The sequence below is a fragment of the Paracoccus sp. DMF-8 genome (assembly GCF_029309835.1).
GTDB lineage: Bacteria > Pseudomonadota > Alphaproteobacteria > Rhodobacterales > Rhodobacteraceae > Paracoccus.
The window spans coordinates 124,319-150,854 of the sequence record NZ_JARJHL010000010.1 but is presented as its reverse complement, the minus strand read 5'-3'; the positions used below and the strand labels follow the sequence as shown (position 1 = coordinate 150,854).

General features: G+C 63.7%; 28 protein-coding genes, 2 tRNA genes and 3 pseudogenes. 22 read left to right on the top strand and 11 right to left on the bottom strand.

Features of this window, described 5'->3' with window-relative positions; all coding sequences use genetic code 11:
* Positions 1 to 152 precede the first annotated feature (152 nt).
* The 6 genes from PE067_RS07620 (at position 153) to PE067_RS07595 (ending at position 4,130) form a co-directional block, all read left to right on the top strand.
* Positions 153 to 290, top strand: a complete 138-nt coding sequence (locus PE067_RS07620) for a hypothetical protein (RefSeq protein ID WP_276188594.1) — start codon at positions 153 to 155, stop codon at positions 288 to 290.
* A gap of 112 nt (positions 291 to 402) precedes the next feature.
* Complete coding sequence (locus PE067_RS07615) at positions 403 to 810, top strand: hypothetical protein (protein ID WP_276188592.1); 408 nt, start codon at positions 403 to 405, stop codon at positions 808 to 810.
* A gap of 148 nt (positions 811 to 958) precedes the next feature.
* Complete coding sequence (locus PE067_RS07610) at positions 959 to 1,189, top strand: hypothetical protein (RefSeq protein WP_276188590.1); 231 nt, start codon at positions 959 to 961, stop codon at positions 1,187 to 1,189.
* A 251-nt stretch (positions 1,190 to 1,440) separates the two neighbouring features.
* A complete protein-coding gene (locus tag PE067_RS07605) occupies positions 1,441 to 1,737 on the top strand; it encodes a hypothetical protein (protein ID WP_276188588.1) in 297 nt (98 codons plus the stop codon).
* 93 nt (positions 1,738 to 1,830) lie between these two features.
* Positions 1,831 to 3,339 carry a biotin/lipoyl-containing protein gene (locus PE067_RS07600; protein WP_276188586.1) on the top strand — a complete coding sequence of 503 codons (1,509 nt, stop codon included), beginning with the start codon at positions 1,831 to 1,833 and terminating at the stop codon, positions 3,337 to 3,339.
* A gap of 128 nt (positions 3,340 to 3,467) precedes the next feature.
* On the top strand, positions 3,468 to 4,130 hold the full coding sequence (locus tag PE067_RS07595; RefSeq protein WP_276188584.1) for a hypothetical protein: 663 nt from the start codon (positions 3,468 to 3,470) through the stop codon (positions 4,128 to 4,130).
* Here the strand turns inward: PE067_RS07595 and PE067_RS07590 are convergent.
* On the bottom strand, positions 4,096 to 4,287 hold the full coding sequence (locus PE067_RS07590) for a hypothetical protein (RefSeq protein WP_276188582.1): 192 nt from the start codon (positions 4,285 to 4,287) through the stop codon (positions 4,096 to 4,098). The two genes, PE067_RS07595 and PE067_RS07590, sit on opposite strands and share 35 nt — an antisense overlap.
* Before the next feature lie 150 nt (positions 4,288 to 4,437).
* Complete coding sequence (locus PE067_RS07585; protein ID WP_276188580.1) at positions 4,438 to 4,965, bottom strand: DUF4174 domain-containing protein; 528 nt, start codon at positions 4,963 to 4,965, stop codon at positions 4,438 to 4,440.
* A gap of 57 nt (positions 4,966 to 5,022) precedes the next feature.
* Here PE067_RS07585 and scpA point away from each other — a divergent pair, with 57 nt between their 5' ends.
* From scpA to PE067_RS07565, 4 genes are all read left to right on the top strand, one after another.
* Positions 5,023 to 7,164, top strand: a complete 2,142-nt coding sequence (gene scpA, locus PE067_RS07580; RefSeq protein WP_276188578.1) for a methylmalonyl-CoA mutase — start codon at positions 5,023 to 5,025, stop codon at positions 7,162 to 7,164.
* 187 nt (positions 7,165 to 7,351) lie between these two features.
* Positions 7,352 to 8,191, top strand: coding sequence for a glycosyl transferase (locus tag PE067_RS07575; RefSeq protein WP_276188576.1), 840 nt, complete (start codon positions 7,352 to 7,354; stop codon positions 8,189 to 8,191).
* On the top strand, positions 8,188 to 8,706 hold the full coding sequence (locus tag PE067_RS07570; RefSeq protein ID WP_276188574.1) for a hypothetical protein: 519 nt from the start codon (positions 8,188 to 8,190) through the stop codon (positions 8,704 to 8,706). The genes PE067_RS07575 and PE067_RS07570 overlap by 4 nt, the downstream gene beginning before the upstream one ends.
* Before the next feature lie 96 nt (positions 8,707 to 8,802).
* Positions 8,803 to 10,131: a homoserine dehydrogenase gene (locus tag PE067_RS07565; protein ID WP_276188572.1), complete on the top strand. Its 1,329-nt coding sequence runs from the start codon at positions 8,803 to 8,805 to the stop codon at positions 10,129 to 10,131.
* A 93-nt stretch (positions 10,132 to 10,224) separates the two neighbouring features.
* On the opposite strand, the gene PE067_RS07560 is transcribed toward PE067_RS07565, so the two are convergent.
* The 3 genes and pseudogenes from PE067_RS07560 to PE067_RS07550 all read right to left on the bottom strand — a co-directional run bounded on the left by PE067_RS07560 (position 10,225) and on the right by PE067_RS07550 (position 12,415).
* Positions 10,225 to 10,920: an intradiol ring-cleavage dioxygenase gene (locus tag PE067_RS07560; RefSeq protein WP_276188570.1), complete on the bottom strand. Its 696-nt coding sequence runs from the start codon at positions 10,918 to 10,920 to the stop codon at positions 10,225 to 10,227.
* A 7-nt stretch (positions 10,921 to 10,927) separates the two neighbouring features.
* Positions 10,928 to 11,603: pseudogene (locus tag PE067_RS07555) on the bottom strand (GntR family transcriptional regulator).
* Positions 11,604 to 11,632: 29 nt separating this feature from the next.
* Positions 11,633 to 12,415: a SprT family zinc-dependent metalloprotease gene (locus PE067_RS07550; RefSeq protein ID WP_276188568.1), complete on the bottom strand. Its 783-nt coding sequence runs from the start codon at positions 12,413 to 12,415 to the stop codon at positions 11,633 to 11,635.
* Between the two features lie 60 nt (positions 12,416 to 12,475).
* Here PE067_RS07550 and PE067_RS07545 point away from each other — a divergent pair, with 60 nt between their 5' ends.
* Both PE067_RS07545 and PE067_RS07540 read left to right on the top strand, forming a co-directional pair.
* On the top strand, positions 12,476 to 12,796 hold the full coding sequence (locus tag PE067_RS07545; protein ID WP_276188566.1) for a TIGR02300 family protein: 321 nt from the start codon (positions 12,476 to 12,478) through the stop codon (positions 12,794 to 12,796).
* A gap of 156 nt (positions 12,797 to 12,952) precedes the next feature.
* Positions 12,953 to 13,028: transfer RNA gene (locus tag PE067_RS07540), tRNA-Ala, on the top strand.
* A gap of 778 nt (positions 13,029 to 13,806) precedes the next feature.
* Here PE067_RS07540 and PE067_RS07535 read toward each other — a convergent pair.
* Together PE067_RS07535 and PE067_RS07530 are read right to left on the bottom strand one after the other, a co-directional pair.
* Positions 13,807 to 14,076, bottom strand: a complete 270-nt coding sequence (locus tag PE067_RS07535) for a hypothetical protein (RefSeq protein WP_276188564.1) — start codon at positions 14,074 to 14,076, stop codon at positions 13,807 to 13,809.
* 146 nt (positions 14,077 to 14,222) lie between these two features.
* A pseudogene (locus PE067_RS07530) lies at positions 14,223 to 15,346 on the bottom strand (transposase).
* A 241-nt stretch (positions 15,347 to 15,587) separates the two neighbouring features.
* Between PE067_RS07530 and PE067_RS07525 the strand changes: the two are divergent.
* Entirely contained in the window at positions 15,588 to 16,520 is a 933-nt protein-coding gene (locus PE067_RS07525) for an IS5 family transposase (protein ID WP_276189500.1), read from the top strand.
* Between the two features lie 204 nt (positions 16,521 to 16,724).
* Here PE067_RS07525 and PE067_RS07520 read toward each other — a convergent pair whose 3' ends face one another.
* A complete protein-coding gene (locus PE067_RS07520; RefSeq protein ID WP_276188563.1) occupies positions 16,725 to 16,928 on the bottom strand; it encodes a zinc-finger domain-containing protein in 204 nt (67 codons plus the stop codon).
* A gap of 69 nt (positions 16,929 to 16,997) precedes the next feature.
* Here PE067_RS07520 and PE067_RS07515 point away from each other — a divergent pair, with 69 nt between their 5' ends.
* Positions 16,998 to 17,939, top strand: a complete 942-nt coding sequence (locus PE067_RS07515) for an ABC transporter ATP-binding protein (protein ID WP_276188561.1) — start codon at positions 16,998 to 17,000, stop codon at positions 17,937 to 17,939.
* A gap of 18 nt (positions 17,940 to 17,957) precedes the next feature.
* Here PE067_RS07515 and PE067_RS07510 read toward each other — a convergent pair whose 3' ends face one another.
* Positions 17,958 to 18,338, bottom strand: coding sequence for a histidine triad nucleotide-binding protein (locus tag PE067_RS07510; RefSeq protein ID WP_276188559.1), 381 nt, complete (start codon positions 18,336 to 18,338; stop codon positions 17,958 to 17,960).
* 54 nt (positions 18,339 to 18,392) lie between these two features.
* Positions 18,393 to 19,970 (bottom strand): DUF5928 domain-containing protein, encoded by a 1,578-nt coding sequence (locus PE067_RS07505; RefSeq protein WP_276188557.1) that lies wholly within the window; start codon positions 19,968 to 19,970, stop codon positions 18,393 to 18,395.
* A 151-nt stretch (positions 19,971 to 20,121) separates the two neighbouring features.
* Here PE067_RS07505 and PE067_RS07500 point away from each other — a divergent pair, with 151 nt between their 5' ends.
* From PE067_RS07500 to PE067_RS07485, 4 genes are all read left to right on the top strand, one after another.
* Entirely contained in the window at positions 20,122 to 20,940 is an 819-nt protein-coding gene (locus PE067_RS07500) for a sulfotransferase family protein (protein ID WP_276188556.1), read from the top strand.
* Between the two features lie 240 nt (positions 20,941 to 21,180).
* Positions 21,181 to 21,387: a 50S ribosomal protein L32 gene (gene rpmF, locus PE067_RS07495; RefSeq protein WP_145398788.1), complete on the top strand. Its 207-nt coding sequence runs from the start codon at positions 21,181 to 21,183 to the stop codon at positions 21,385 to 21,387.
* 17 nt (positions 21,388 to 21,404) lie between these two features.
* Positions 21,405 to 22,574: a phosphate acyltransferase PlsX gene (gene plsX / locus PE067_RS07490; RefSeq protein WP_276188554.1), complete on the top strand. Its 1,170-nt coding sequence runs from the start codon at positions 21,405 to 21,407 to the stop codon at positions 22,572 to 22,574.
* Positions 22,571 to 23,545, top strand: a complete 975-nt coding sequence (locus tag PE067_RS07485) for a ketoacyl-ACP synthase III (protein WP_276188552.1) — start codon at positions 22,571 to 22,573, stop codon at positions 23,543 to 23,545. The genes plsX and PE067_RS07485 overlap by 4 nt, the downstream gene beginning before the upstream one ends.
* 23 nt (positions 23,546 to 23,568) lie before the next feature.
* On the opposite strand, the pseudogene PE067_RS07480 reads toward PE067_RS07485, so the two are convergent.
* A pseudogene (locus tag PE067_RS07480) lies at positions 23,569 to 23,839 on the bottom strand (DksA/TraR family C4-type zinc finger protein); the annotation flags it as partial.
* Positions 23,840 to 24,104: 265 nt separating this feature from the next.
* Here PE067_RS07480 and ihfA point away from each other — a divergent pair.
* The 4 genes from ihfA to PE067_RS07460 all read left to right on the top strand — a co-directional run bounded on the left by ihfA (position 24,105) and on the right by PE067_RS07460 (position 26,447).
* The gene (ihfA, locus tag PE067_RS07475; protein WP_276188551.1) at positions 24,105 to 24,407 is read left to right on the top strand and encodes an integration host factor subunit alpha; all 303 of its coding nucleotides are present in this window, start codon (positions 24,105 to 24,107) and stop codon (positions 24,405 to 24,407) included.
* Between the two features lie 74 nt (positions 24,408 to 24,481).
* The gene (locus PE067_RS07470; protein WP_276188549.1) at positions 24,482 to 25,081 is read left to right on the top strand and encodes a MerR family transcriptional regulator; all 600 of its coding nucleotides are present in this window, start codon (positions 24,482 to 24,484) and stop codon (positions 25,079 to 25,081) included.
* A 134-nt stretch (positions 25,082 to 25,215) separates the two neighbouring features.
* A tRNA-Pro gene (locus PE067_RS07465) sits at positions 25,216 to 25,294 on the top strand.
* Positions 25,295 to 25,379: 85 nt separating this feature from the next.
* Entirely contained in the window at positions 25,380 to 26,447 is a 1,068-nt protein-coding gene (locus tag PE067_RS07460) for a 2'-deoxycytidine 5'-triphosphate deaminase (protein ID WP_276188547.1), read from the top strand.
* The last annotated feature ends 89 nt before the right edge of the window (positions 26,448 to 26,536 follow it).

The following is a 26,536-nucleotide window of genomic DNA, read 5'->3' as shown; positions in this document are numbered from 1 at the left end:
CCACAGGGCCGCCGGGCAAAACCGTGGCGCCGCCTGCCGCCCTGTCTGCCGCGCATTGCCAAGGCTATCATGCGCCATCCGCTGCCCGTCGCAGCGGGTGCCAACCCGAGCAGTCGCGGGACAATGTTCCCGCACAACTGGAGTATGACTCAATGTCCAAGAAACTTGCTTTCGCAATCGTCCTCGTCGGCTTTGCCGCAGCTTGCGCGCCGAAACAGCCCGAGCCGGTCGTTCCTGTCGTCCCCGTCACGACCGAGCCGGTCTATCAGGGCAAATACGGCGCCAACTAAGGCCTGTCGACGCGGGCGGGTTTTCTTGCCCGCGTCAGCCGCTGCACCCCGCTGTGCAGCCAGTCCCGGCGCCCGCCGCCGCCCTCGCAACTTTTGTCACAGGGGGCGCAACATGCTGAAGCATCGCGGCTTTCCGGGTCGTCTACCCTCTTCCGATTTTCAATTCACCATCCGCCGCGCCAATAAAAAGGGCGCGACGAAACTGGTTGCGCGCGAACGTTTCCGCGACCGTCAGCCGCCGGACCGCCGCGCCGATGCGGCATTCCTGCAGGCGCTGATCCAGCATTTCGGCGATGAACCCTTTGAACGGGGCAATCTGGACGCGGGCCGCCTGTCGTGGCTGCTGAACCGCGAGGTCGTCGCCATCGGCAAGCTGGACCCGACCAGCTATGAACAGTTGCTGCGCGTCGATCTGAAACGGGCCGAGGCATCGTTCCCCGAACTGTTCGCGACCGAGGCGCCGGACTTTGGCTGGGACGACGAAGACCTTGACGATTGGGACGACGAGGACGAGGCCTGATGCGCATCTCTTTGCCGATCCACGATTTGTCACGGCCATTTCAATTGGCGGGAATAAAATCCTGTGCCATTGCGTATGCATCTGGTATTAACCACGACCCCGAGGCGGTGCTCAAGCCGCTCAGGCTCACAACACGAGGCAGTACGACATGCAAACCCGCAACATCTTCCGTCTTTCGGCCCTTCTGGTCGTCGCATCGACCCTGGCAGCCTGCCAGCCCGGCACCCAGGTCAGCCCGAACGTCCGCAACGCAGCCATCGGCGCCGGTGCCGGAGCGGTCGCGGCAAAAGCCTGTGACGGCGACGCGGCAAAAGGCGCGCTGGCCGGTGCTGCCCTTGGCGCACTGTGCAACGACGCAGGCGTTTGCAGCGGCTACTGATCGCCATATCCTTTCTGGTCAGCCACTGGCCGGACAATCCATCGACGCCGTCCCCGCCATGCGCAGGGGCGGCGTTTTCACGTTCAACGCCGGCCTATAGGCCCAATCCAAGGGACAGCCATGTTCAAGAAGATCCTGATCGCCAACCGCGGCGAGATCGCCTGCCGCGTCATCAAGACCGCGCGGCGCATGGGCATATCAGACGGTCGCCGTCTATTCCGACGCCGACGCGCGCGCGCCGCATCGTGCAGATGGCCGACGAGGCGGTGCATATCGGGCCGCCGCCTGCGAACCAGTCCTATCTCGATCGCCGACAAGATCATGGACGCCATGCACGCCAGACCGGCGCCGAGGCCGGTGCATCCGGGCTACGGCTTCCTGTCCGAGCGCACCGGACTTCGCCGCCGCGCTGGAGGCCGAAGGCGAATGATCGCCTTCATCGGCCCGCCCAGCGCCCGCCATCGCGGTCGATGGGCGACAAGATCGACGTCGAAAAGATCGCGCAGGACGCGGGCGTGAATACGTCGTGCCCGGCTATATGGGCCTGATCGCGCGACGCCGATGATGCCGTCGAGATCTCGAGTGACAGATCGGCTATCCGGTGATGATCAAGGCCAGCGCCTGGCGGCGGCGGCAAGGGCATGCGCCTCGCCTGTGAACGAAACGGAGGCGCGCGAAGGCTTCGAGATCGTCCGAACGTGAAGGCGCTGAACAGCTTCGGCGACGACCGCGATGTTTCATCGAGAAATTCATGCCGCAGTCCGCGCCATATCGAAATCCAGGTTCTCGGCGATCAGCACGGCAACATCGCTCTACCTGCAACGAGCGCGAATGTCAGCATCCAGCGCCGCCACCAGAAGGTCGTCGAGGAAGCGCCGTCAGCCCTTCGTCGACCGAAGCGACCCGCAAGGCCATGGGTGAACAGTGCCGTGGCACTGGCGAAGGCGGTGGGCTACTACAGCGCGGGCACGGTCGAACTCATCGTCGATGGCGACCGCAATTTCTATTTCCTGGAAATGAACACCCGTTTGCAGGTGGAACATCCGGTCACCGAACTGATCACCGGCGTCGATCTGGTCGAACAGATGATCCGCATCGCGAATGGCGAACCCCTGCCCTTCAAGCAGGAGGATCTGAAGATCAACGGCTGGGCAATGGAATCGCGCCTGTATGCCGAAGATCCCTATCGCAACTTCCTGCCGTCGATCGGGCGGCTGACGCGCTATCGTCCGCCTGCGGAAATCGCGCTGGACGATGTCGCGGTGCGCAATGATACCGGCGTCTTTGAAGGCGGCGAGATCAGCATGTTCTACGACCCGATGATCGCGAAACTGTGCACATGGGCGCCGACCCGCGAGAAATCCATCGACGCGATGCGCATGGCGCTGAACGAATTCGAGGTCGAGGGGATCGGCCACAACCTGCCCTTCCTGTCGGCGGTGATGGATCACCCGCGCTTTGTCTCGGGCAATATCACCACCGCCTTCATCGCCGAGGAATATCCCGAAGGTTTCCTTGGCGCGACGCTGTCGGATGAGGTGCTGGACCGTCTGGCCGCCGCCGCCGCCGCGATGTTCCGCGTCGCCGAAATCCGCCGCACGCGCATCACCGGGCGTCTGGACAACCACGAACGCCATGTCGGCGAGCATTGGGTCGTCGTGGCGCAGGGCCGCGAAATCCCGGTGCGCATCACGGCCGACAAGGGCGGTTCCACGGTGCAGATCGGCGACCGCAAGCTGCGCGTCGAAAGCGACTGGCTGCCCGGCCAGACGCTGGCCCGGATCAATGTCGATAGCGCGCCGCTGGTGGTCAAGGTCGAACGCAGATCCTCGGGCTTCCGGATGCGGCTGGACGGCGCGGATCTGAAGGTTCATGTCCGCCGCCCGCGCGCCGCCGAACTGGCGCGGCTGATGCCCGAAAAACTGCCGCCGGATACCTCGAACCTGCTGCTGTGCCCGATGCCGGGTCTGGTGGTGAAGATCAATGTCGAGGTCGGGGACGAGGTTCAGGACGGTCAGGCGCTGGCCACGGTCGAGGCGATGAAGATGGAAAACATCCTGCGCGCCGAGAAAAAGGCCGTGATCAAGGCGATCCATGCCGCCCCCGGCCAAAGCCTTGCGGTGGACGAAATCATCATGGAGTTCGAGTAAATCCCGATGGGTTTCCACGTCTTGCCTTTCGTGGTGCGGAATACGGATGCGCAGGTTTTCCTGCGCATCGCCCTGGCACCCGTCGGGCCTGATGTCATCACGCGCATCTGGCGAGGGTTGTGGTAACCATGCCGCCTCTGGACCCATATCTCAGCCCTCAGGCGCAGCAGGCGGTCATCGCCGGGCTGTTTCTGGCTGCGGGCTGGTGGGTCGTGGCGGTCCAGAACCTGCGCCGCGACGCCAAGCGCCGGGCGGAACGGGTCAGCGATATCCAGCGCGCCATTCTGGCCGAAATCCGCGCCCATGTCGTCGCGCTGGAAAACCAGCGGCTGGATCTGCGCGACGCCCATGACGCCGTGCGTCATATCCGCGAAAACGGCTTTATCCAGATGCTGCCCGACAACAGCAACGACCGGATTTTCTCGGCGATCATCGAAGAGGTGCATATCCTGCCCGGTTTGGTCATCGACCCGGTCGTGACCTATTACCGCCAGATCGCGCTGATGCGGTCGTTCGAGACGCAACTGCCCGATCTGGCCGCCCGCAACAGCGACCGCGCGGCGGATATGTTTGTCGATTATCTGGAACTGTCCGAAGTCGCGCGCGAAACCGGATATGAGGCGATCCGTATCCTGCTGGCCAGCCTGCATGGCGGCGATGCGACGATTCTGGAATTGCATGAAAGCGATGAGCGGGCGCGCGTGGACGCCATCGCGGCCAGTCTGCCGTCAGAACTGGCGGAAATGCGTGATCGCCTTAATAGGCGATCTTTGGACCGGAGCGGCCTTTGATGGGTTTCAATCCGATCAGGCTGGTCATTTCATTCGCCGTGCGGGCCTTGGCCAGCCGGGCGACGAAGCTGTCATCCGACGCAGCGGGGCGCGAATCAGCCGGACGGTTTTTCGAGGGCCGGGCATCCGGTTTGCGCGGCGAAAGCGGCGTTTTCATGGGCGGCTCCTTTCAGGGCAGGCATGACATTCGCGACGGGCAGCACCCTGCCCGTGACACAAAGGTAGTCATGACGCGCGCATTTCGCAATATCCCTGCGTGCAACGCGCGCAACGGCAACGGAATGCGCCCAATCCGCCGGGCCGCGCCCTATGGCACCAGCCCGGCCCTGCCGATTTCCTGCCTGCGCAGCGAGAATTTGTCGATCGCGCGCCAGATTTCGCGCACCGACCAGGGCGAGGGCTTGCGCTGTTTCACCTGCCCGTCCTTGTCCAGCAGGACCAGCGAAAACCCTTCGGGGCGCAGGTTGCGCCGCCATGCGGAACCGGCCGCCGGATCGGTGTCGGTGACGATCACCACATCGCGCGCCAGAAGCTGCGCCGGATCGCGTTCGATCATGCGCAACTGTTCAACAAAGGCCGGATCCTGCGGCGTATCGGCAAAGATCACTACGGGCCGCTGCTTCCACAGGAACTGGTCGGGGTCGGCCTCGGACGCGGCGACGATTTCCAGCTCGGCCGGGGCCACGGGCGCCTCGACCGGATCCGCAGGGGTTTCCTGCCCCGCGCCGACAACGCCCCGCACATACCGCGAGCCCTGCTCGTCTTCCTCGGACCGGCCCCCCATCGCTGCAATCAGCGGAACGGCCACCAGCAAAATCAACCGATTGAATTTCATCATCCCCTCACTTGCCTATCCATATAGGTTTCCAGGGGTCGTGGGAAAGGACGCAAGATGACCGAAAACGCAAAACCCACCATGGACGACTGGCGCAAGCTGGCCGCAAAGGAACTGAAAGGGGCCGAACCCGACAGTCTGGACTGGCAGACGCTGGAAGGAATCACGGTCAAGCCGCTGTATACCGAAGCCGATGTCCGGGACCTGCCGCATATGGGCACCCTGCCCGGCATCGCGCCATTCACCCGTGGTCCGCGCGCGACGATGTATGCGGGCCGCCCCTGGACAATCCGCCAATATGCGGGCTTTTCCACGGCCGAGGAATCGAACGCCTTTTACCGCCGCAACCTGGCCGCCGGTCAGCAGGGCGTGTCCGTGGCCTTCGATCTGGCGACGCACCGCGGCTATGACAGCGACCATCCCCGCGTCGAAGGTGACGTTGGCAAGGCCGGTGTCGCCATCGACAGCGTCGAGGACATGAAGATCCTGTTCGACGGCATTCCGCTGGATAAAGTTTCCGTGTCCATGACCATGAACGGCGCCGTGATCCCGATTCTGGCGAATTTCATCGTCGCGGGCGAAGAACAGGGCCATTCGCGGGCCGTGCTGTCGGGCACGATCCAGAATGACATTCTGAAGGAATTCATGGTCCGCAACACCTATATCTATCCGCCCGAACCTTCGATGCGGATCATCGCGGATATCATCGAATATACCAGTAACGAGATGCCGAAATTCAACTCGATCTCGATTTCCGGCTATCACATGCAGGAAGCGGGCGCGAACCTTGTGCAGGAACTGGCCTTCACCATGGCCGACGGGCGCGAATATGTCCGCGCCGCGCTGGCCACCGGCATGGATGTCGACAAATTCGCGGGCCGGCTGTCGTTCTTTTTCGCCATCGGCATGAATTTCTTCATGGAGGCCGCCAAGCTGCGCGCGGCGCGGTTCCTGTGGCACCGCATCATGCAGGAATTCAACCCCAAGAAGGAAAGCAGCCTGATGCTGCGCACACATTGCCAGACCTCGGGCGTGTCGTTGCAGGAACAGGACCCCTATAACAACGTCGTGCGCACCGCCTTCGAGGCGATGTCGGCGGCGCTTGGCGGCACGCAGTCGCTGCACACCAATGCGCTGGACGAGGCGATTGCCCTGCCGACCGATTTCAGCGCCCGGATCGCGCGCAATACCCAACTGATCTTGCAGGAAGAAACCGGCATCACCCATGTCATCGACCCGCTGGCAGGGTCCTATTACGTCGAAAGCCTGACCGCCGAACTGATCGAAAAGGCCTGGGCCCTGATCGAGGAGGTCGAGGAACTGGGCGGCATGACCAAGGCCGTGGCGACCGGCATGCCCAAGCTTCGCATCGAGGAATCGGCGGCGCGGCGTCAGGCGATGATCGACCGCGGCGACGAGGTCATCGTCGGCGTGAACAAGTATCGTCTGGCCAAGGAAGACGATCTGGACATTCTGGACATCGACAACATGATGGTCCGCGATGCCCAGATCGCGCGCCTGAACCAGATCCGCGCCACCCGCGACGAGGCGGCCTGTCAGGCCGCGCTGGACGAAGTGACCCGCCGCGCCCGCGAGGGTGGCAATCTGCTGGAGGCGGCTGTCGAGGCGGCCCGGGCCCGTGCATCTGTTGGGGAAATCTCTATGGCGATGGAAAAGGAATTCGGCCGTCACCGCGCCGAGGTCAAGACCCTGGCCGGTGTCTATGGCGCCGCCTATGAAGGTGATGCGGATTTCGCCGCGATCCGTGCCGATGTCGAGGCTTTCGCCGAAGAAGAGGGCCGCCGTCCGCGGATGCTGGTCGTCAAGATGGGTCAGGACGGCCATGACCGCGGCGCCAAGGTCATCGCGACCGCCTTCGCCGATATCGGCTTCGACGTGGACGTGGGACCCTTGTTCCAGACCCCGGCAGAAGCCGCGCAGGACGCCATCGACAATGACGTCCATGTCATCGGGATTTCCAGTCAGGCCGCCGGTCACAAGACTCTGGCACCCAAGCTGATCGAGGCGCTGAAGGCGCAGGGATCCGAGGATATCATCGTCATCTGCGGCGGCGTCATTCCCCAGCAGGATTACGATTTCCTGAAAGGCGCCGGGGTCAAGGCGATCTTTGGACCGGGGACGAATATCCCCGCCGCCGCCAAGGATATCCTGTCGCTGATCCGCGCCGCCCGCGCCTGATATCCGGCGCCTGATTCTGGGCCCGATCCTGCGCCGGGGACGCCTGATGGCGCTGCCGCATGGGTATTTGAGTGATGAAGAAAGGCCTGCCGTTCCGGGACCCGGGCGGCGGGTCTTTTCCGTTCCGGCCCTTTCCTTGGGCGGATGGCTGTGAAAAACTCCGGGGCAAGGACGGGAAGGACATGCGATGGACGAAAGCGGCGTGAACGACGGGCGGAACGGCTGCGTCAAGCAGATCATCTGCATCAAATGGGGCACGAAATTCGGGCCGGAATTCGTCAATCGCCTGCATGGGATGGTGTCGCGCAACATCACCCCGCCGTTCCGGCTGTATTGTTTCACCGATGACGGGGCGGGTCTGCATCCCGATATCGAGGTGCGGCCGCTGCCCGTTTTCGACTATGAGCCGCCGAAGAATACCTTGGGGAAGTGGCCGAAGTCGCGGTTGTGGGGGGATCTGGGCGATGTGAAGGGGGTCGTCCTGTTTCTGGATCTGGACGTGATCATCACCGGCAATCTGGATGATTTCTTTACCATCGGCGATCCCGACGACACCTGGCTTGGGCTGAACCCGAACACGCCATTCGAGAAGATGGGGCAGACCTCGGTCTATCGGATGAAGGTCGGCAACCTGGCGCCCTTGCAGGAGATTTTCCGCGCCGATCCCCAGGGGGTGGCCGACACCTACCGGTTCGAGCAGCGGTTCGTGACGCGCCACGCTCCGGGTGGGGTCAAGTTCTGGCCAAAGGGGTGGATGGCGCATTTCCGCATGCATTGCGTGCCGAATTTTCCGCTGAACTATATCCGCGAGGCGCGTATTCCCAAGGGCGCGCGGATCGTGATCTTTGCGGGCAACCTGAACCCGCCCGATGCGGTTGCCGGGCGGTGGGATGAGCAGGACGTGCATCGCGCCCCTCTGGATCACATCCGCGCCGCTTTCGACGGGCGGCGACGCGAAAGCCTGTCGAAACATCTGCGTCATTATCTGCGCCCCGTATCCTGGGTGCAGCGGTTGTGGCGCGAATGAGCGCGGCGCCGGAAGCCTATCACCGGCTGCCCGCCGAATTCGCGGCAGCGCTTGGCCATGCCGTTGCCGCTTTCGGCTGGCTGGAAGAGATCATGAAGCGCACGATCTATACGCTGGACCGTGCCCGGCTGGCCGATGATCTGTCCGACGCCGAAATGCAGCGCTGGCTGCGGCGGATGAGCGATATCGCCGATGATTCCATGGGCACGCTGGTCGAGCAGCTGGATGCCGCGCTGCGCCGCCATCCGGGGGTTCGCGGGCGCGATGCGCTGAACGATGAGCTGATCGCGATCAAGCAGATGCGCAACCTGCTCTGCCATGCCTCGTGGCGCCCGACCGGGGATCCGGGGCGCTGGCATCCGGCCTTTGTCAATACGCGCGGCGAGGTTTTCCCCGAGGACATGGGGATCGGTGATCTGGACCGCCTGACGCGCGAGACGCATGACATCGGGCTGCGCATCACCGCGATCATGCGCGGCACCGGAATCGACAGCGTTTGGCCCGGCGACGATTAGGCGGCGCCGTCAAAAGCCGTGATCGGGCGCGCGCCTGCGTTGCAACGCCCCCCTGCTTCGGATAACACCCGCAGAAGTCGTCAGAACGAGAACCCTATGTCCTCCCAAAGCATTGCGAACGAAACGACATCTCAGCACCCCGGCCCTTTGCGCCTTGGCATTGCCGGTCTTGGCACCGTCGGGACCGGGACCGTCAAGATCATCCAGAAAAATGCCGCGATGCTGGCGGCGCGCGCGGGGCGTCCGATCGTCGTGACGGCGGTTTCGGCACGCGACCGGCAGAAGAACCGCGACATGGATCTGTCGGATTATGCCTGGGAAAGCGATGCGCGCGCGCTGGCGCGGCGCGACGATGTCGATGTCTTTATCGAGCTGATCGGCGGCGATGAAGGCATCGCCCGCGAGGCGATCATGGTCGCCTTGCAGTCGGGCAAGGATGTGGTCACCGCCAACAAGGCGCTGCTGGCCATCCACGGTCAGGAAATCGCCGAATTCGCCGAGGCGCAGGGCCGCGTCGTGCGTTTCGAGGCGGCCGTGGCGGGCGGCATTCCGGTCATCAAGACGATGACGGGATCGCTGGCCGCGAACCGCATCAACCGCGTCATGGGCGTGATGAACGGCACCTGCAACTATATCCTGACCCGCATGGAAAGCGCGGGCCTGCCCTATGAAACCGTCTTTGAAGAAGCCCGCCAGCTGGGCTATCTGGAGGCTGATCCGACGCTGGACGTGGGCGGCATCGACGCCAGCCACAAGCTGGCCATCCTGTCGTCCATCGCCTTCGGCACCCGCCCGGCCTTTGACGCCGTCGAGATCGAGGGGATCGAGCGGGTCAGCATCGACGATATCCGCCGCGCCGCCGATATGGGGTATCGCATCAAACTGCTGGGCGTCGCGCAGATGACCGCGCGCGGGCTGGAACAGCGCATGTCGCCCTGTCTTGTGCCGGCCGACAGCCCCCTGGGACAGTTGCAGGGTGGCACGAATATGGTCGTGATCGAAGGCGACAGCGTCGGTCAGATCGTCCTGCGCGGTGCCGGCGCGGGCGAAGGGCCGACCGCAAGCTCGGTCATGTCCGACGTGATCGAGATTGCGCGCAATGTCCGCATCCCGACATTCGGTCAGCCCGCCGCCCGGCTGGAGCCCGCGCAACCCGCCCGGACCGCCGTGCCCGCCGCCTATTACATGCGGCTGGAACTGCAGGACAAGCCGGGCGCGCTGGCCAAGATCGCCTCGGTTCTGGGTGATGCCGGGATTTCCATCGACCGGATGCGCCAATACGGCCATGCCGATGGCTCCAGCGTGCCGGTGCTGATCGTAACCGACAAGACGACCCCCGACGCCATCGACTTTGCCATCGAGACCCTGCCCAAGACCGGGGTGATCGTCGGCGAGCCGGTCGAGTTGCGCATCGAGGAAGTCTGAGGGCGGCAACTCAAGGCAGAAACTCCGGAAAAGGGGCGATGCGCGCCCCTTTTCTTTTCCGCTCCGGCCGGTGTGGCGGGGGCGCCCCTGCCCCTATCCCGCCGCCGGGTCCACGCCGATGACGATGTCGGCCTCGAAACCGCCCCGATCCTGCCCCTGCCGCACCTCGGCATAGGAACGCGGACCGGCGCGGCGGGCGATGCCGTCATTGGCGTTCAGCGTATCCTGCGCCCGGTCGCGGCGATATTCGGCGGATTGGTCGTAGATCGCCTGATTGAAGGTCTCGTCGAAAAAGATCTGGCCGGTCAGCGCCTGCCTTGGCGCGTCCTCACCCAGCAGGACCTTGAAATGGATATGGGTCGTGCGGCCGGGATACCAGCCGGGCCAGATCGTGCGGAACTGCGCCACGCCGCGCGCATCCGCGAATTGCGTGCCGCGCAGAAAGGTCTGGCCGCTGGTGTCCAGCGCGGCCTGTCGGGCATAGCCCGAATAATTCCCCTGCGCATCGCATTGCCAGATATCGACGCGCGCGCCGTCGATCGGGCGGCAATCGGCGGTGACGACCTGCATGCGCAGATGCAGGGGCACGCCGGGCCGATCCTCGCGGATGTCCTGACGGACCAGCGCGGGGTCGAAGTAAAACGGCCCTTCGGTCACGCGCGGCGTCAGGGTGCAGACATTGCCGGTCAGCAGCCCCGCCTGCCGCGCCTGTTCCCGCGCCGCCGCGGGAACCGCCCCCAGAACCGAGGCGGCCGCCAGATATCTCAGCAAGGCCCGGCGTGAGGTCATGGCCGCGCTACCTTGTCCTGTGCAGCTGCGGCTGCTCCTCGGTCACCGAAAGATGGCGCAGCCCGTGGGTCACATCGGCGCGCACGGCCAGCCGCAGCGCGGGTTCGTCCCCCGCCCGCAGCGATGCCAGGATCATCCGGTGGTGGCGGGGCGGTTCGTTGCGGCGCACCCGGCCATAGACGGCGCGCATGGTCGGGCCAAGCTGCAGCCAGACGGTTTCCAGAATCGCCAGCATCGCCGGGGCCTGCGCGCGCAGATACAGGATGCGGTGGAATTCCAGATTGGTGCGGATATAGCCCACCGCATCGTGATGGGCGACCGATTCCTCGATGGTGTTGTTGATCGCGGCCATGCGTTCGATCAGGGCGAAATGGGCGCGGGGCAAGGCGCGGGCGGCCAGTTCCGGTTCGATCAGGGCGCGCAGGGCGGCCAGTTCCTCGATCCGTTCGACCGACAGCGCGGGCGTCGTCATCCGCCCCGAGGACGACAGCGTCAGCGCCCCTTCGGCCTACCAGCCGCCGCGCCGCCTCGCGCACCGGGGTCATCGAAACACGGTATTGCGCCGCAAGACCCCGCAGGGTCAGCGGCTGGCCGGGCGGGATCTTTCCGACCATGATTTCCGCGCGAAGGCTGCGATAAAGCCTTTCGTGCTCATGCGGTTCGGTCGTCTTGGCGCTGCTCATGATGCCATGTGATCACAAAGGGCAAGGCGTCAATCCCGCAATGCCGGATTGGGGCGCGCGTCGCCCTGATCGGCAAAAATCCACGCCTGCAACTCGGCGCCATGACGCCGCAACCAGTCCCGATGCGATTCGTAGCCGGGCATCAGCCGCCCGGTCAGCCCCCAGAAGGCCGCCGAATGATCCATGTGCCGCAGATGCGCGACCTCATGCGCCGCGACGTAATCCAGCACGGCGGGCGGGGCCATGGCCAGCCGCCAGGAAAACATCAGCCGCCCGTCATGGGTGCAACTGCCCCACCGCGACCGCGTATCGCGCAGCGACAGCGCGGCATAGGACCGCCCGGCCATCGCGGCATAGCGGTCGCAGGCCACGGCCAGCGCCGCCCTTGCCCGGTGCTTCAGCCAGGCCGCGACCACCGGCCCCGCAGGCCGCCCCAGGGGCACCAGCAGCGCGCCCTCGCGGATCTGGACGGTGCGGGTGGCCGCAGGGGTGACGGCCAGCCCCTGCCCCGCCACCGGCAGCGTGGCACCGGGGCGCAGGATGCGCAGTTCGGGCATGCCCGCGCGGGTCTGTCGTAGCCAGGCGCTGCGGGATTCGGCAAAGGCCCGCCCCTCGGCCAGTGAAACCGAATGGGGCAGCGTCAGCACGACGCCGCCGCCCGCCCGCGCAACCCGCAGGGTCATCCGCCGCGCCTGTGCCGAACGCCGCAATTCCACATGGATATCCCCGTCGACGGTGAAACCGCCCGGCTCTGCCCGCATCCGCCCCGCCATGTCCCGCGCCGTATTCCCGTCCCAGAAAGCCTTTGACACCCTCCGCAGCCTGTGGCAGGGGTCACGCGATTTACCTAACCCCGGCTGAAAGAGATTGTCATGCCCAAAGAGGAATGGGGTACGAAACGTCTGTGCCCGCATTGCAACACGCGCTTCTATGATCTGCAGAAAGATCCGATGACCTGCCCGGCCTGCGGCGCCGAATTCACGGTCGAAAGCCTGCTGAGCGGTCGCAGCCGCGCGCTGATCGCCGAAAAGGCCTCGGCCCATGATGACCAGGATGATGTCGTCGATCACGAGGATCTGGACGATGACACCGACGGCGGCGATCTGGACGACGATCTGCTGGACGACGACACGGATGACGGCGACGTTTCGCTGGACGACATCGCCGATGTCGCAGGCGACGACGACGAGTGATCGCATTTCAAGGCGATTTCCGACCTGCGCAAAGGGGCCCCGACCAGGGCCCCTTATCTTTTTCACGAGAGGGCATTTTTCCTCTTGCACCCACCCGCGCCCAGCCATATACGACCCCCCACGCAGAGGGTGACACCCCGACGCAGACCTCACGGTGGGGCCATAGCTCAGTTGGTAGAGCGCTTGAATGGCATTCAAGAGGTCAGGGGTTCGACTCCCCTTGGCTCCACCAAAAAATCAAAGACTTGCAGAACAAACAGCCCCGCAGGCAAGCGGGGCTTTGCTTTTCGGGTAACGTCTGGGGTAACATTCGGCACACCAGATCTTGTGCCTGCATTGGCCTCGATCAGCGCCGCCGCCATCAGTTGGGGGCCGGTCATCGTCGCTGGCCTTCTCCGCTTCCAGTTCTTCGATGCGCTTCACCATCTTGTAGCGCAGATCGGCGCGGTATCCCGTGATCAGGGTGACGGTCAGGTCTTTCGGAAGGCGGTATTCCGGGTATTCCTGCCCGTTCTGGGGGTTGGTCCAGAACGGGCATACCCCTCATCGGGCACCCCGATCTGTTCCAGCATAACCTTGATGTCGCGCATCACGTGCTTGTGCTGCTTCTCGCACAGGTCCGCGACTTCACGGCTGCTGGTGATAGCGCCGTTGGAGGGCGCCCATGCGCCCGACGCGCGCGCGCGAATGGCGCGCTACGTCCCGCCGTCACTGTGAACGCTCACAGTGAGGAACCCCGCACCTACACCACGAAGCACGGCGCACTGGCGATGCGGATGGCCTGAACCTGCTGGTGTTTGGACATGCCTGCGTCGCAGGTGGCGTCTTCTCGGGTGAATTGAGTATGGGCGCCCACACCTAATTCAGGTTTTGGACCAGTTTTCCCCGGCTCGATCTGCTTGAGCAGTTCGCCCGCCCGGCGCGTGGCGCGGGCGCGGATGCGCTGCGCATCGAGAATTGAGAAAGGGCGCGGCCACGACCGCGCCCCTTGATACTGAGTTGGGAATGGTTCAGTGCGCCCGCGCCGCCTCGATGGCGCGCGTCAGCAGGTTGTTGATGCGATCGGTCCCGTAACCGGGCCGGACAAGCACGTCGCGACAGGCGGCTTCGTCGGCCAAGTCGGCGCGGCGCAAGATCAGGGATGAAGCCATCTGGCCGACGATGATTGCCTTGACGGCATCGGCGACATGGGGCGGCATTTTGCGAACGATGACCCTGTCGTGATCTGCGTTGGAAGCAACGGCGGCGGCGGGTTTGGTTTTGCTGCGGATCGCCATCATGCTGCCATCCCGAGGGCATGGCGCGTCTCGGCCCAAAGATCATGATTCTTTGCGAGGTCCGCATCGTCGGCATTGGCCCGATACTGTTGAAGAAGTCGCTATTCTTCTCGGCGCTGTCGGCGCGCTGCACCTCCGCCATCGTTGTTTCAGGTGGCGTTTGGCATCATCGGCACCAGTTTCGCCAGTTTCCGCAGGTTCTGGACGGTGGCAGCCAGGAGGAATTCGTCCTTCGCGCCGTTCGGTCCCCGCAGGCGCAGGCGGTCGAGCCGCATGATGCGCTTGAGATGGGCAAAGAGCATCTCGACTTTCTTCCTGGCATAGCCTGAAGCTATGCAAGCATCCGTCTTCGCCAATCCCCGGGCATAATCCCGGGCGTCCTCATGTTTGTGCCGGGCGATCCTGCGGGCCTCGACATTCGGTGTGCATTTCGGTTTCAGGGCGCAGGCCGAGCAATCATGCTTGCTGGCATAATATCTGGTCGCACCGTCCTTGCAGACCCCGGTTCGCGGCTGACGCATCTCCCGCCAGTATTTCTTCAGCTTCTTGCCACCCGGGCAGGTATATTCGTTGTCTTCGGGATCGAAGGAGAAGGCCGTGGCCGGAAAGGCGCCGTCGCTGCGTTCGGTCTTGTCGAAGACCGGGATGTGCGGATCGATGCCCTGTTCATCAACCAGCCAGCCCAACATCTCGCCCGCTCCATAGGCGGTATCGGCGACCAGCGTTTCTGGATGCAGGCCGAACGTGTCCTCGGTGCGCGTGAGCATATCACGCACCGATCCGACCTCGGCCTGACGCACCGGTGCGGTCGCCTCGACATCCAGGATAATCGCATGCTCCAGATCGACGAGATAGTTGGTGCTGTAAGCAAAGAAGGGACGATCACCGTTGGCCCCGGTAAAACGGGCGGCCGGATCACTGGGAAACAGCGTTTTGGGCTGCACCGTTGTCGCGCCGCCGAAGGCCGCATCATCAAGGGTATCGAGGTAATCTTGCGCAGCCCGGCTGATGTTCTCGCCTGCGGACCAGTCTTCGGCCTGCACCTTGCGGTAGCGGCTCGCATCGGCCTTGATCAGAGAGGCATGCGGATCATCAACTCCGGGTCTACAGAGGGCCGACCAGTCGAGCTATAGGAAGAGGCAAGCAATGGCCGAACCGCTGACAAATCAACAAAGCGATCCATCGACCGCAGCAGGTGATCAGGCGGCACCATGGCGTCGAGCGAGAACTCGTAGAAAAGCTGACCTTGAGCGATCTGACGAGGACCCATCATTGCCGCCACCCCTATGCTTTTCCAAAGTGAATCAGCTCAAAGGCCGAACGGCAACAGGGTTTTTCAACAGAATCCGGGACGAAGCGGACGGATCGCGTCTGCTTGCGCAACAGGCAGCAAGCCGTGCCGTCAAAAATTGTGGCCATGCAAGACACTTGAATGACAGTGTCACTCAGCGTTGTTGCAGAACTCTCTTCCCTGAGGGGTTCCCATCGTGAATCCAGTGGGCTACGCCCTCGGGATGAGTAATCCTGAGCGCAGCCGCTACCGCAGGACGAACTGGACATCCTGCAAGGATGCCTTGAGGCGTCGGGGGTCGTTGCCGATCTGGCTGGACAAGGACATGGTGTGGCTGGCGCCCGGGGCTGGTCGTAATGGTCGGCCGCCGGTGTTCTCCGATGCCGCGATCCAGTTCTGCCTGATGGTGAAGGTCCTGTTCGGGCTTCCGCTTCGGCAAACAACCGGGATGGTGGCGAGCATCCTGTCGATGGCCGGGCTCGACTGGCCGGTTCCGGATTTTTCGACCCTGAGCCGCAGGCAGAGGAGCATCGAAGTGCAGATATCGAGCCGCCGTGCACCGGGGCCGCTGAACCTGCTGGTGGACAGCACGGGGATCAGGTTCCCCGGCGACGGGGAATGGCTGGCGCGCAAGCATGGCACCCGCCGCCGACGCCAGTATCGCAAGGTCCATCTGGCGATGGCCCCTGTCACCGGTGACATCCGGGCGGTGGAATTCACCTCCAGCGACAAGGGCGATAGCCCCATTCTGCCTCACCTGCTCGACCAGATCCCACCTGATGAGCAGATTGGCACCGTGACCGGGGACGGCGCCTTCGACACAAGACGCTGCCACACTGCGATCCTCGAACGCGGTGGCACGGCGGTCATACCCATACGCAAGAACGGACGACGATGGCGGCAGGACTGCCCTGCCGCCGCTGTCCGCAACGAGATCCTCCGGGCAACCCAACGCCCGGGCAGGACCATATGGAGGCGCTGGTCGGGTTATCACGCCCGAAGCAGGATCGAAGCCAGGATGCGGTGTCTCAAGGCATTCGGTGAACGCATCGCATCCAGAGACCCGGACCGCCAAACCGCCGAGATCCATATCCGCGTCGCTCTGATGAACCGATCCAATGCCCTCGGCTCCGCCGAGATCGAACGCGTGGCATGAAACAAACGGGGAAAGGGGCACCGGCGCCAACACCCTGACTGCTGCAACAACGCCACCTGACTGCGGGACAACCCGTGTGGCAACATGCCTGATCGGTGCCAGACCAACGGCAGGCCGCGCGCCCAAGACTCCTGTCAGGCCAAGCGGCGTCATTCCCGTGCCCCGATCCGACGGATGACGGGGCCGGATGACGGGGCGGAACTGTCAGTGGTCGTCGTGGGCGTGGTCGCGGTCGATGACGTAGCGGGTATCGCAATAGCCGCATTCCACAAAACCGGTTTCCGGCGGGATCACCAGCCAGACCCGCGGATGGCCAAGCGCCAGATCCGTTTCGCCATCACAGGCGACTTTCCATGTCGTGACGGTCTTGACCGAGGGGGCCGGAATGGAAGAGGCCGGATTGGTCATGGCGATTCCTTGAGCTTTGACGCGAAACGGGTTTTAACCGCCCATAATCATAGCCACAGCGTGACGCCGATGCCAGCCCCCCACCGATTGAATGCGATCGAGATCGCGGATCTTGGAAAAACCTATGCCTCCTCGGGGCGCGACCCTGCGAAACGGGCGCTGAAGGGGCTGAACCTGAATATCCCGGCGGGCAGTATCTTCGGCCTTCTGGGTCCGAATGGCGCGGGAAAATCGACAACGATCAACATTCTGGCCGGGCTGGTCAACAAGACGGCCGGGCGCGTGATGATCCATGGATTCGATCAGGACGTGAACCCGCGCCAGTCGCGCGCCGCCATCGGCGTCATGCCGCAGGAGCTGAACATCGACCCCTTTCTGACGCCGCGTGCCAGCCTGAACGTGCAGGCGGGCCTTTACGGCGTGCCAAAATCCGAACGCTGGACCGATGAACTGCTGGATTTCGTCGGGCTGAGCGAACAGGCCGAAAGCTATTCGCGCCACCTGTCGGGCGGCATGAAGCGGCGCCTGTTGCTGGCCAAGGCGCTGGTCCACCGCCCGCGCATTCTGGTTCTGGACGAGCCGACCGCAGGCGTCGACATCGGGTTGCGAGAGATGCTTTGGGCCAATATCCGCAAGCTGAATGCGGATGGCATGACGATCATCCTGACCACCCATTACCTCGAAGAGGCCGAACAGATGTGCGACCATATCGCCATCATCGACCGGGGCGCGCTGATCCTGCATGACGAAACCCGCGCGATTCTGGGGCGAACGGATGCGCGGACGCTGGTGCTGGACATCGGCGAGCGCACCGACATTCCCGCCCTGCCCGAAGGCGTCCGTGCCGAACGTCGCGCCGACGGGCGGCTGGCGATCAGCTATGCGCCATCGAAAATGCGCGCCGACCGGGTGATCGACGCGCTGCGCTTGGCGGGGGTTCCGATCATCGACGTCGCGACCGAAAACCCCGATCTGGAGGATATCTTCCTGAAGCTGACCGCCAGAAACTGAGCGCCAGCAGCCGGCCCGTCAGCCGGCGAAATCGGGCAGCATCCGGCCCAGCACGCGACCGCCCAGAATGTGCAGGTGGAAATGCGGCACCTCCTGCACGCCATCCTCGCCGGTATTGGCGATGGCGCGGAACCCGTTTCCGGCGTCCAGCGACACGCCTTCGTCCCTGGCGACCCCGGCCGCCGTGCGCATGAAGTCGAGGATTTCGGCATCCGAGGCATTGGCGGCGAAATCGTCAAAGCTGACATAGGCGCCCTTGGGGATCACCAGCACATGGACCGGCGCCTGCGGACGAATATCGCGAAAGACCAGCGTGTGTTCGGTTTCGGCCACGGTATTGTTCGGGATTTCCCCCCGCAGGATCTTTGCGAACACGTTTTGGTCGTCGTAAGTCACCATGCCATTCATCCTCCTGGCGAAAGCCGATAGCGGCAGTTTTGCGTGATTCAGCGCCTAATCGCTGAACAGATGCTCGGTCGCGGCAAGATCATGCGCAAGCGCGGCGGGAATATCCAGAAACTTTGCCAGAACCGCGGCATTCGCTTCGACGCTGCGGTTGACGCCGATCGTGTGGAACTGCGGGAATTCCATGTCGCGCAGGCGGTCGGCCTCGTATTCCAGATCGCGCCGCACGGTCGGCAACAGTCGGCTGACCAGTTCGGGCTGGGTCGTCTTGCCCGCCAGACCGACGCGTTCGATATGGCCACGCAGATATTCGTCGTCGAAACGCGATTCGATCAGCAGCAGCCGGGTATCCGCCTTGTCGCCGCAGAAATCGGTGATCAGCTCCAGCGCCGAAGGGTCCAGACAGATCACCAGCTTTTGCGATCTGAACTGCTGGAAAAGCAGCCTGACCAGCGCGCGGCGATGCCTTTCGCGCTTTTCAACGGTCTTTTCGACGCCCCCCATGTCGGGCAGATGGGCGTTCTCTTCGTTGAACAGGTAATCCACCGCCGGGATCGAGGTGTGGTAGCGGACCGCCTGCGTCAGCCGCTTGGCGACGTGCCATTTTTTCGACACGATGATGTTGAGCGTATGGCCCCGGCTCAGCGCGCCTTCGGTTTCCCAGAAACGCGGCGCGAAACGCTGGCCGATGCGGCCCCGCCCGGTCAGGAACTTGAAAAGCCCCGTCGCCTCGTTCGAGATGGCAAAGGGAACCCCTTCGCCCGCCCAAAGGTCGCCCAGCCTTTCGCGCAGTTCGATCGCTTCGGGGCTGATCTTGCGGGCAAACAGATAATCCTGCCGCACCAACAGGTTATACTGGTCGTTATAGAAAGTGACCGGCATGCCGTAATCGGTAAAGATCAGATAGGTCAGCGTCCGCGACCGGATTTCCGTGCGCGGCACGACATGGGGCACGATGGTCTGGAAAAACGTCTCGTCCGGGATCCAGGTCGTGGCGAAAAACCGCATGACGTCGCGGCGCTGTTCACAGAACTCCAGCACCCGTTCGATGGTCTGGCGCCGAAGGCACCACCATTGCGAACCGATCATCATCTGCAGATCCGCCGGCACCTTGCGCGTCAGGTTCAGCCGCTGCTGGATCGCCAATGAGGCGTAATACAGTTTCGACTGCGTCCGTTCGTTGAACCAGAACCGATAGATCAGCCGTTCTTCCTTGAGCCCGGTCTTGATCCAGTCGGAATTGAAAAAGTCGTTGTTTTCAATATAATCGCAGTCGTCAGCATCCAGAAAGGCATGGGCGTATTCGGCCGATTTGATCGGCATGCAATCGCCCGACAGCATGTAGAAATGCGAGGCGGCGGGAAAGGCCTGAATGGCTGCCCTGACCGCTTCCAGCGTGGCGGCGACCAGCGACCATTCGCCCCAGCCGCATTTGTGCCGCCGCTGCGCAAAGGTGACCCCAGGGTTATCCGCCAGCGCCGCGCGGATCGTCGCATAGGCGGCCGGGTCGGCGCGGGCGTCGAAATGGATTGCGACGAAATCACCCGACGCGGTAAGACGCCTTGCCTGGGCGACAACCCCCGGCGCGTCCTTGTGACACAGCAATATGAAGGCGATCCTCGCCATAACCACCAAATCTTTAGCTATTTTGCACAATACGCGATCATCGCCCGACAACCTGACCGGTTCGATTTGCATTTTCTGTCTAACGATTTTAGCAGGTAGGGCAAGCCGGGCGGCGCAGAACCGGCGGAACGCGACTGAAAGGTAGAAAGTCATGGGATTTCCAGGAACTTGGATGACCGAAAGCGAGAGCCTTGTCTATCGCGTGGTCCCGAAATGCGCCTGTTCGTCCATTGGACAGATCATGTTTCATTCCGACCATGGCCGCTACTTCGACGGCGACATCCATGATCTGACCGAAGGGCTGCACAAATGGTCGCAGGACCGCAGCCAGTCGCTGATCGAGGATCGCGTCCACAAGGGCGGCGCCCTGACCTTCACCTGCGTCCGCAACCCCTATTCGCGCATCCTGTCGTCCTTCTTCGACAAGATCGCGGGCATCCAGCGCAACGGCAAACGCTATCGCGGCAATCTGGTGCCGCAGTTGATCCAGCGCTATGGAATCGACGTCGGCAGCCCGGAAAACGGCTTTGAATTCGACCAGATCGCCAGCTTCCGCCGATTCCTGCTGTTCGCGCGCGACACCATCCGCTGGCGTCGCCCGATGGAGCCGGACATCCACTGGTCGGCCATGTCGGGCCATATCTCGACCTTCATCGTGAACGGCGGGCGCTACGACCAGATCTTTTTCACCGAGAAATTCGACGAGGGCATGCAGAAGGTGCTGGATGCCGCCGCAACCCCGGTCAAGGTCGATGTCAGGAACGTGCCCAAGTTCAACGAATCCGAAGGCCACGGCCCCAAGCGCGCCCACAAGGTCAGCGACTATTTCGACGACCTGTCGCGCCACCTGACCTGGGAAATCTATAAAAAGGATTTCCAGCTGTTCCGCTACGACTTCGACGATCCCGACAACAAATTCCCCAAGGGCGAGGTCGATCTGGACGAGGTTCACAAGAAGCTGGGCCGCTAAGGCCGCCCGCACCCCGGCCGGTTTCCAGAACGGGCCGGTTACCGCGTTTTTTTGCTTGCCAAAGACGCGAATATGGTTATTTTCCCGCGTTCATTCGACCGGCGGGGCTGTCCCGGACCGTGGCCCCCTTTATCTCTTGCGGTCACCATGCGTCTGGCCTATCCCGGCGTCGATCCGAAACGCATAACTTGGAGCCGGGCCAGATTGCCCCTCGCTCCCCGAACCACCCGAGGTTGAGACATGGCCGTCCCTCAGAACCGAGTTACCCGGTCCCGCCGCAACATGCGCCGCTCGCATGACGCGCTGGTTGCTGGCAACCCGAACGAATGCACCAACTGCGGCGAACTGAAACGCCCGCATCACGTCTGTCCGTCCTGCGGTCATTACGCCGATCGCGAAGTCGTCGCTCAGGCGAATGAAGTCGATCTGGACGACGACGCGGCCTGATCAGACCGACTGCGGAAATGTCGTCGGCAGCATCCAGTCCTTCGCCACGCCCCGAGGAATCTGGCGGCATCGTGGTGATTTCCGTTGACGCAATGGGAGGAGATCGTGGCCCCGCCGTGGTCATCTCTGGCGTCGCGGATAGTGCTGCCGAACAGCCCGACGCGCGTTTCATTGTCCACGGCCCGAAAGCCGATCTGGACAGGCTGATCGCGCAGCACAAGGGGCTTGCGGAACGCTGCACCGTTCGCGATGCGGCGGGTGTCGTCACGATGAGCGACAAGCCCAGTCAGGTCGTGCGCAACGGCGACGGGACCAGCATGTGGTCCACCATCGAATCCGTGCGCACGGGCGATGCGACCGTGGCCGTGTCCTGCGGCAATACCGGCGCGCTGATGGCGCTGTCGATGATCCGCCTGCGCAAGCTGCCGGGCGTGAACCGGCCGGCGATTGCCTGCCTCTGGCCCTCGCGCAATCCGCAGGGCTTCAACATCATGCTGGATGTCGGCGCCGATATCCGCGCCGATGCCCCCGATCTGTTGCAATATGCACTGATGGGCGCGTCCTATGCCCGCAATGGTCTGGGCGTGGAACGCCCGCGCATCGGCCTGATGAATGTCGGGACCGAAGAGCACAAGGGCCGGGCCGAGCTGAAACTGGCGCAGGAACTGATCCAGAATGCCGCGACCAGCGCCAATTACGACTATATCGGCTTTGTCGAAGGGGGCGATCTGGCCTCGTCCAAGGTCGATGTCATCGTCATGGACGGTTTCACCGGCAATATCGCGCTGAAAACCGGCGAAGGCACGGCCAAGCTGGTCGGTGAATTCCTGAAGGAAGCCTTCAGCAACTCGATCCTGTCGAAATTCGCGGCCCTGCTGGCGATGACCTCGCTGAAACGCCTGCAGCGCCGGATCGACCCGCGCCGGGTCAATGGCGGGGTGTTTCTGGGGCTGAACGGAACGGTGGTGAAATCCCACGGCTCTGCCGATGCGACCGGCGTCTCCGCCGCGATCCGGCTGGCCTATCAGCTGGCCAGCTCGGGCTTTCAGGCCCGTCTGGCCGCCCGCGTCGCCCAATCGCTTGCCGCGACCGACGGTGACAAGACCGCCGACGCGCCGACCAATGACAAGACAGAGGCCCCCGCCAGCGATGCGGGCCGGACCTCTGCCACCGAGGAGCAGGAATGACACGTCGTTCAGTGGTCAGGGGCACGGGTCACTACCTGCCCGAGCGTATTGTCGCGAACGCTTTTTTCGAACAGAGCACGGACACCAGCGACGAATGGATCCGCACCCGCACCGGGATCGAGCGTCGCCATTTCGCCGCCGAGGGCCAGACGACCAGCGATCTGGGCCTGCGTGCCGCGCAGGCGGCGCTGGAGCGTGCCGGGCTGACGGCGGATGATATCGACGCGGTGATCGTCGCCACCTCGACCCCGGATCTGACCTTCCCTTCGGTTGCGACGATGATCCAGTCGGGTCTGGGGATGAAACGCGGCTTTGCCTATGACATTCAGGCGGTCTGCGCGGGCTTTGTCTATGCGCTGGCCAATGCCGATGCGATGCTGCGCGCGGGGCTGGCCGATCGCCTGCTGGTGATCGGCGCCGAAACCTTCAGCCGCATTCTGGATTTCACCGACCGCGCGACCTGCGTGCTGTTCGGCGACGGTGCCGGCGCCGTCATTCTGGAGGCGCAGACCGGCACGGGCGACAACAGCGACCGGGGCATTCTGTCGGTCGATCTGAACAGCAACGGCGATTACCGCGACCTTTTGTATGTCGATGGCGGCGTGGCCACCACCGGCACCTCGGGTCATCTGCGGATGCAGGGCAATTCGGTCTTTCGCCATGCCGTCGAAAAGCTGGCGGCGACCGCGCATCACGCGCTGGATCTGGCCGGGCTGACATCCGATCAGGTCGACTGGCTGGTCCCGCATCAGGCCAATATGCGCATTATCGAAGCGACCGCCAAACGCATGGGCCTGCCAATGGACAAGGTCGTGCTGACCGTGGCCGATCACGGCAATACCTCGGCGGCCTCGATTCCGCTGGCGATGTCGGTGGCCGATGCGCAGGGCCGTTTCAAGCCCGGTGACATTCTGGTCGCCGAGGCGATCGGCGGCGGGCTGGCCTGGGGCAGCGTCGTTCTGCGCTGGTAGGCGCCGCCTGTCCCGACCGCCTGTTTCAGCTGCAGATCCTTGGACCCGCGCCGGTTGATGCCGCTGCGCGTGCGAAAGCTTGCGGTCCCGTCCCTGCTGACAATCGACGCAGAGGGTGACGCCCGGCACGGCCTTGCGTCGCGCGGGCGGGATCGGTTCGCCGCATTCGGCGCATTCATCCAGCCCCTCGCCCCTTGGCGCCTCGATCTGCGCGCGCATCCGCGCCAGTTCGTCATTGATCGAGGCTTCGATCTGTTCGTTGACCGCCCCGTCCCGTGCCCATCCGCCTGCCATGATGCCTCTCTTTCACCAAGCCATCAAAGATAGGCACTGGACCGGAATCTTCAATCTTTGTGACAACGGCATGGCGCCGCACCGGTTTTGCCGCATCGCAGCACCGTGTCGCAGGTGGCAAACTTCTGCCCAAAAGAAACCATTCCCCAAGGTAACCCAACCAAATCAAGGAAAAACACCGTTCCGGGGGAACAGAATCAGGTGGCAAATGTTGACTCGAAAGATCAATATCAGCATCCTGACCTGCAATCGAAAGGTTGATATAATGAGCAGATCTACCCTGACACGCATGGATCTGGCCGAGGCCGTTTTCCGCGAGGTCGGGCTTTCCCGCCACAGATCGGCCCAGCTTGTCGAAAGCGTGCTTCGTCACATCTCAGATGCGCTGGTGCGCGGCGAGCAGGTGAAGATTTCGTCCTTCGGAACCTTTTCCGTCCGCGACAAGAACGAACGCATCGGCCGCAATCCCAAGACCGGCGAAGAAGTTCCGATCACGCCCCGGCGCGTCCTGTCCTTCCGTCCCTCGCATCTGATGAAGGACCGCGTGGCCGCCGGCAACAAGCGATAGCGACATGGTGAAATCCCCCGACGCCTTCCGGTCCATCGGCGAGGGTTTCCCGCCTCGTTGGCGTCGCGCCCCATGTGCTGCGCTGTTGGGAAGGGCAGTTCACCCAGCTTTCCACGGTCAAACGCGCCGATGGCAGGCGCTATTACCGTCCCGATGACGTGCGTCTGGTCGCGGGCCTGTGTCAGGTCCTGCGCGAAGAAGGGCTGAGCATCCGGGGCGCAAAGCGTCTGATCACCGCCGACCGCGGCGCCGGGTTGCGAGAGATCGGCGCCGCGCGTCTTGGCGAAGGCGCCGATATCACGGACGAAACACCGCGCATGCGCAGCGCCGCCGTCCGTCTGGCCCGGCCCCATGAAAGCACGCCCGAACCCGCGCCCGAACCTCCTGCGGAAAATAGCAGAACAGAATCACCCGTGGCAGCAGACGACAAGATCGAATCGCCCATTCAGGAACCGGCCCGCGACAGCGCGCGCCGCCGCACACGCCCGGCGGCCAGCACCGAATCGCTGCCCCTGTTTCCCGGTATCGACCACACGCCCCCCGCCGAATGGCTGGGTCGGCTGGTTACCGTTTCGGCGGCATTGCGCGGTGCGCTGGCCGGGGGCGGCGCCCTGCCCGCCAAGGCCGCGCAACTGCGCGAACGGCTGGCCAGCGGCCGCGTTTCGGCCAGCTGATCCCGGAATGGCGCGGGTTTCGCAGTCTGCCCCTTCGGCCCGTCGCAATCCCTGCACAAGTTTTTCATGATGATCGAAAAAACGGCCCCAAAGCCCTTGTGCTGGTCGCAGGCTTCGCTCTATATCACCGGCGTCGGGCCGTGGCGCAGCCTGGTTAGCGCGTCCGTCTGGGGGGCGGAAGGCCGCGAGTTCGAGATCTCGCCGGCCCGACCATTCCCGAAAACGCCCATCCTCGGCCGAGGATGGGCGTTTCCCCTTTTCCGGGCCATCCGCATGCCCTGATCAAAGGTGTTCCCGCATGAACGGCGTTCTTCCCGACAGCGCGCTGCGCAAGCTGATCGACGACGGGGCCATCCGGGCCGGCACGCCGATCCTGCCCGAACAGGTCCAGCCCGCCAGCCTTGACCTGCGCCTTGGCCAGACCGCATGGCGGCTGCGCGCATCCTTTCTGGCCGGTCGCGACCGCCGCGTGTCGGACCGGCTGGCGGATTTCGAAATGCACCGCATGGACCTGAGCGGCGGCGCGGTTCTGGAAAAGGGCTGCGTCTATCTGGTTCCCCTGATGGAACATCTGTCCCTGCCCCACGGGCTGGATGCGGTGGCGAATGCGAAATCCTCGACCGGGCGGCTGGACCTGCTGACCCGGCTGGTGACCGACAACGGCACCGAATTCGATCGCCTGCCCGATGGCTATGACGGCCCGCTGTATGCGGAAATCTGCCCGCGATCCTTTTCGGTGCTGGTGCGTCCGGGGATGCGCCTGAACCAGCTGCGGCTGCGCGATGGTCAGGCGGTTCTGTCGGATGCCGACCTGACCGCGCTGCACGCGACCACGCCGCTGGTGTCGGGCGAGGCGCTGATCGACGAAGGGCTGGGCTTTTCCGTCGACCTGCGCCCCCGTGCGGGCGATCTGGTGGGCTTTCGCGCCCGTCCCCATACCGGCGTCATCGACCTGGACCGTATCGGCGCCTATGAGGCGCGGGATTTCTGGGATGCGCTGCATGCCGAAAACGGGCGGCTGATTCTGGATCCCGGCGCCTTTTATATTCTGGTCAGCCGCGAGGCGGTGACGATCCCCCCCGATTACGCCGCCGAAATGTCGCCCTATCTGGCGATGGTCGGCGAATTCCGCGTTCATTACGCAGGCTTTTTCGATCCCGGTTTCGGCCACGGCACGGCGGGCCAGGGCGCGCGCGGCGTGCTGGAGGTGCGCTGCCACGAGGCACCCTTTGCCCTTGAACATGGTCAGGTTGTCGGCCGTCTGGTCTATGAACGAATGGCGGCGCGGCCTGACCGGCTGTATGGCACGGGCATCGCCTCGAACTATCAGGGTCAGGGGCTGAAACTGGCCAAGCAGTTCCGCTGATCAGCGCCCCAGACGGCGGGTGATCCGGGCGGCCTGACGGGCGCGTTTCGCCGCTTCGCGCGCGGCGCGGTTCTGCAGATTTCCCCGTC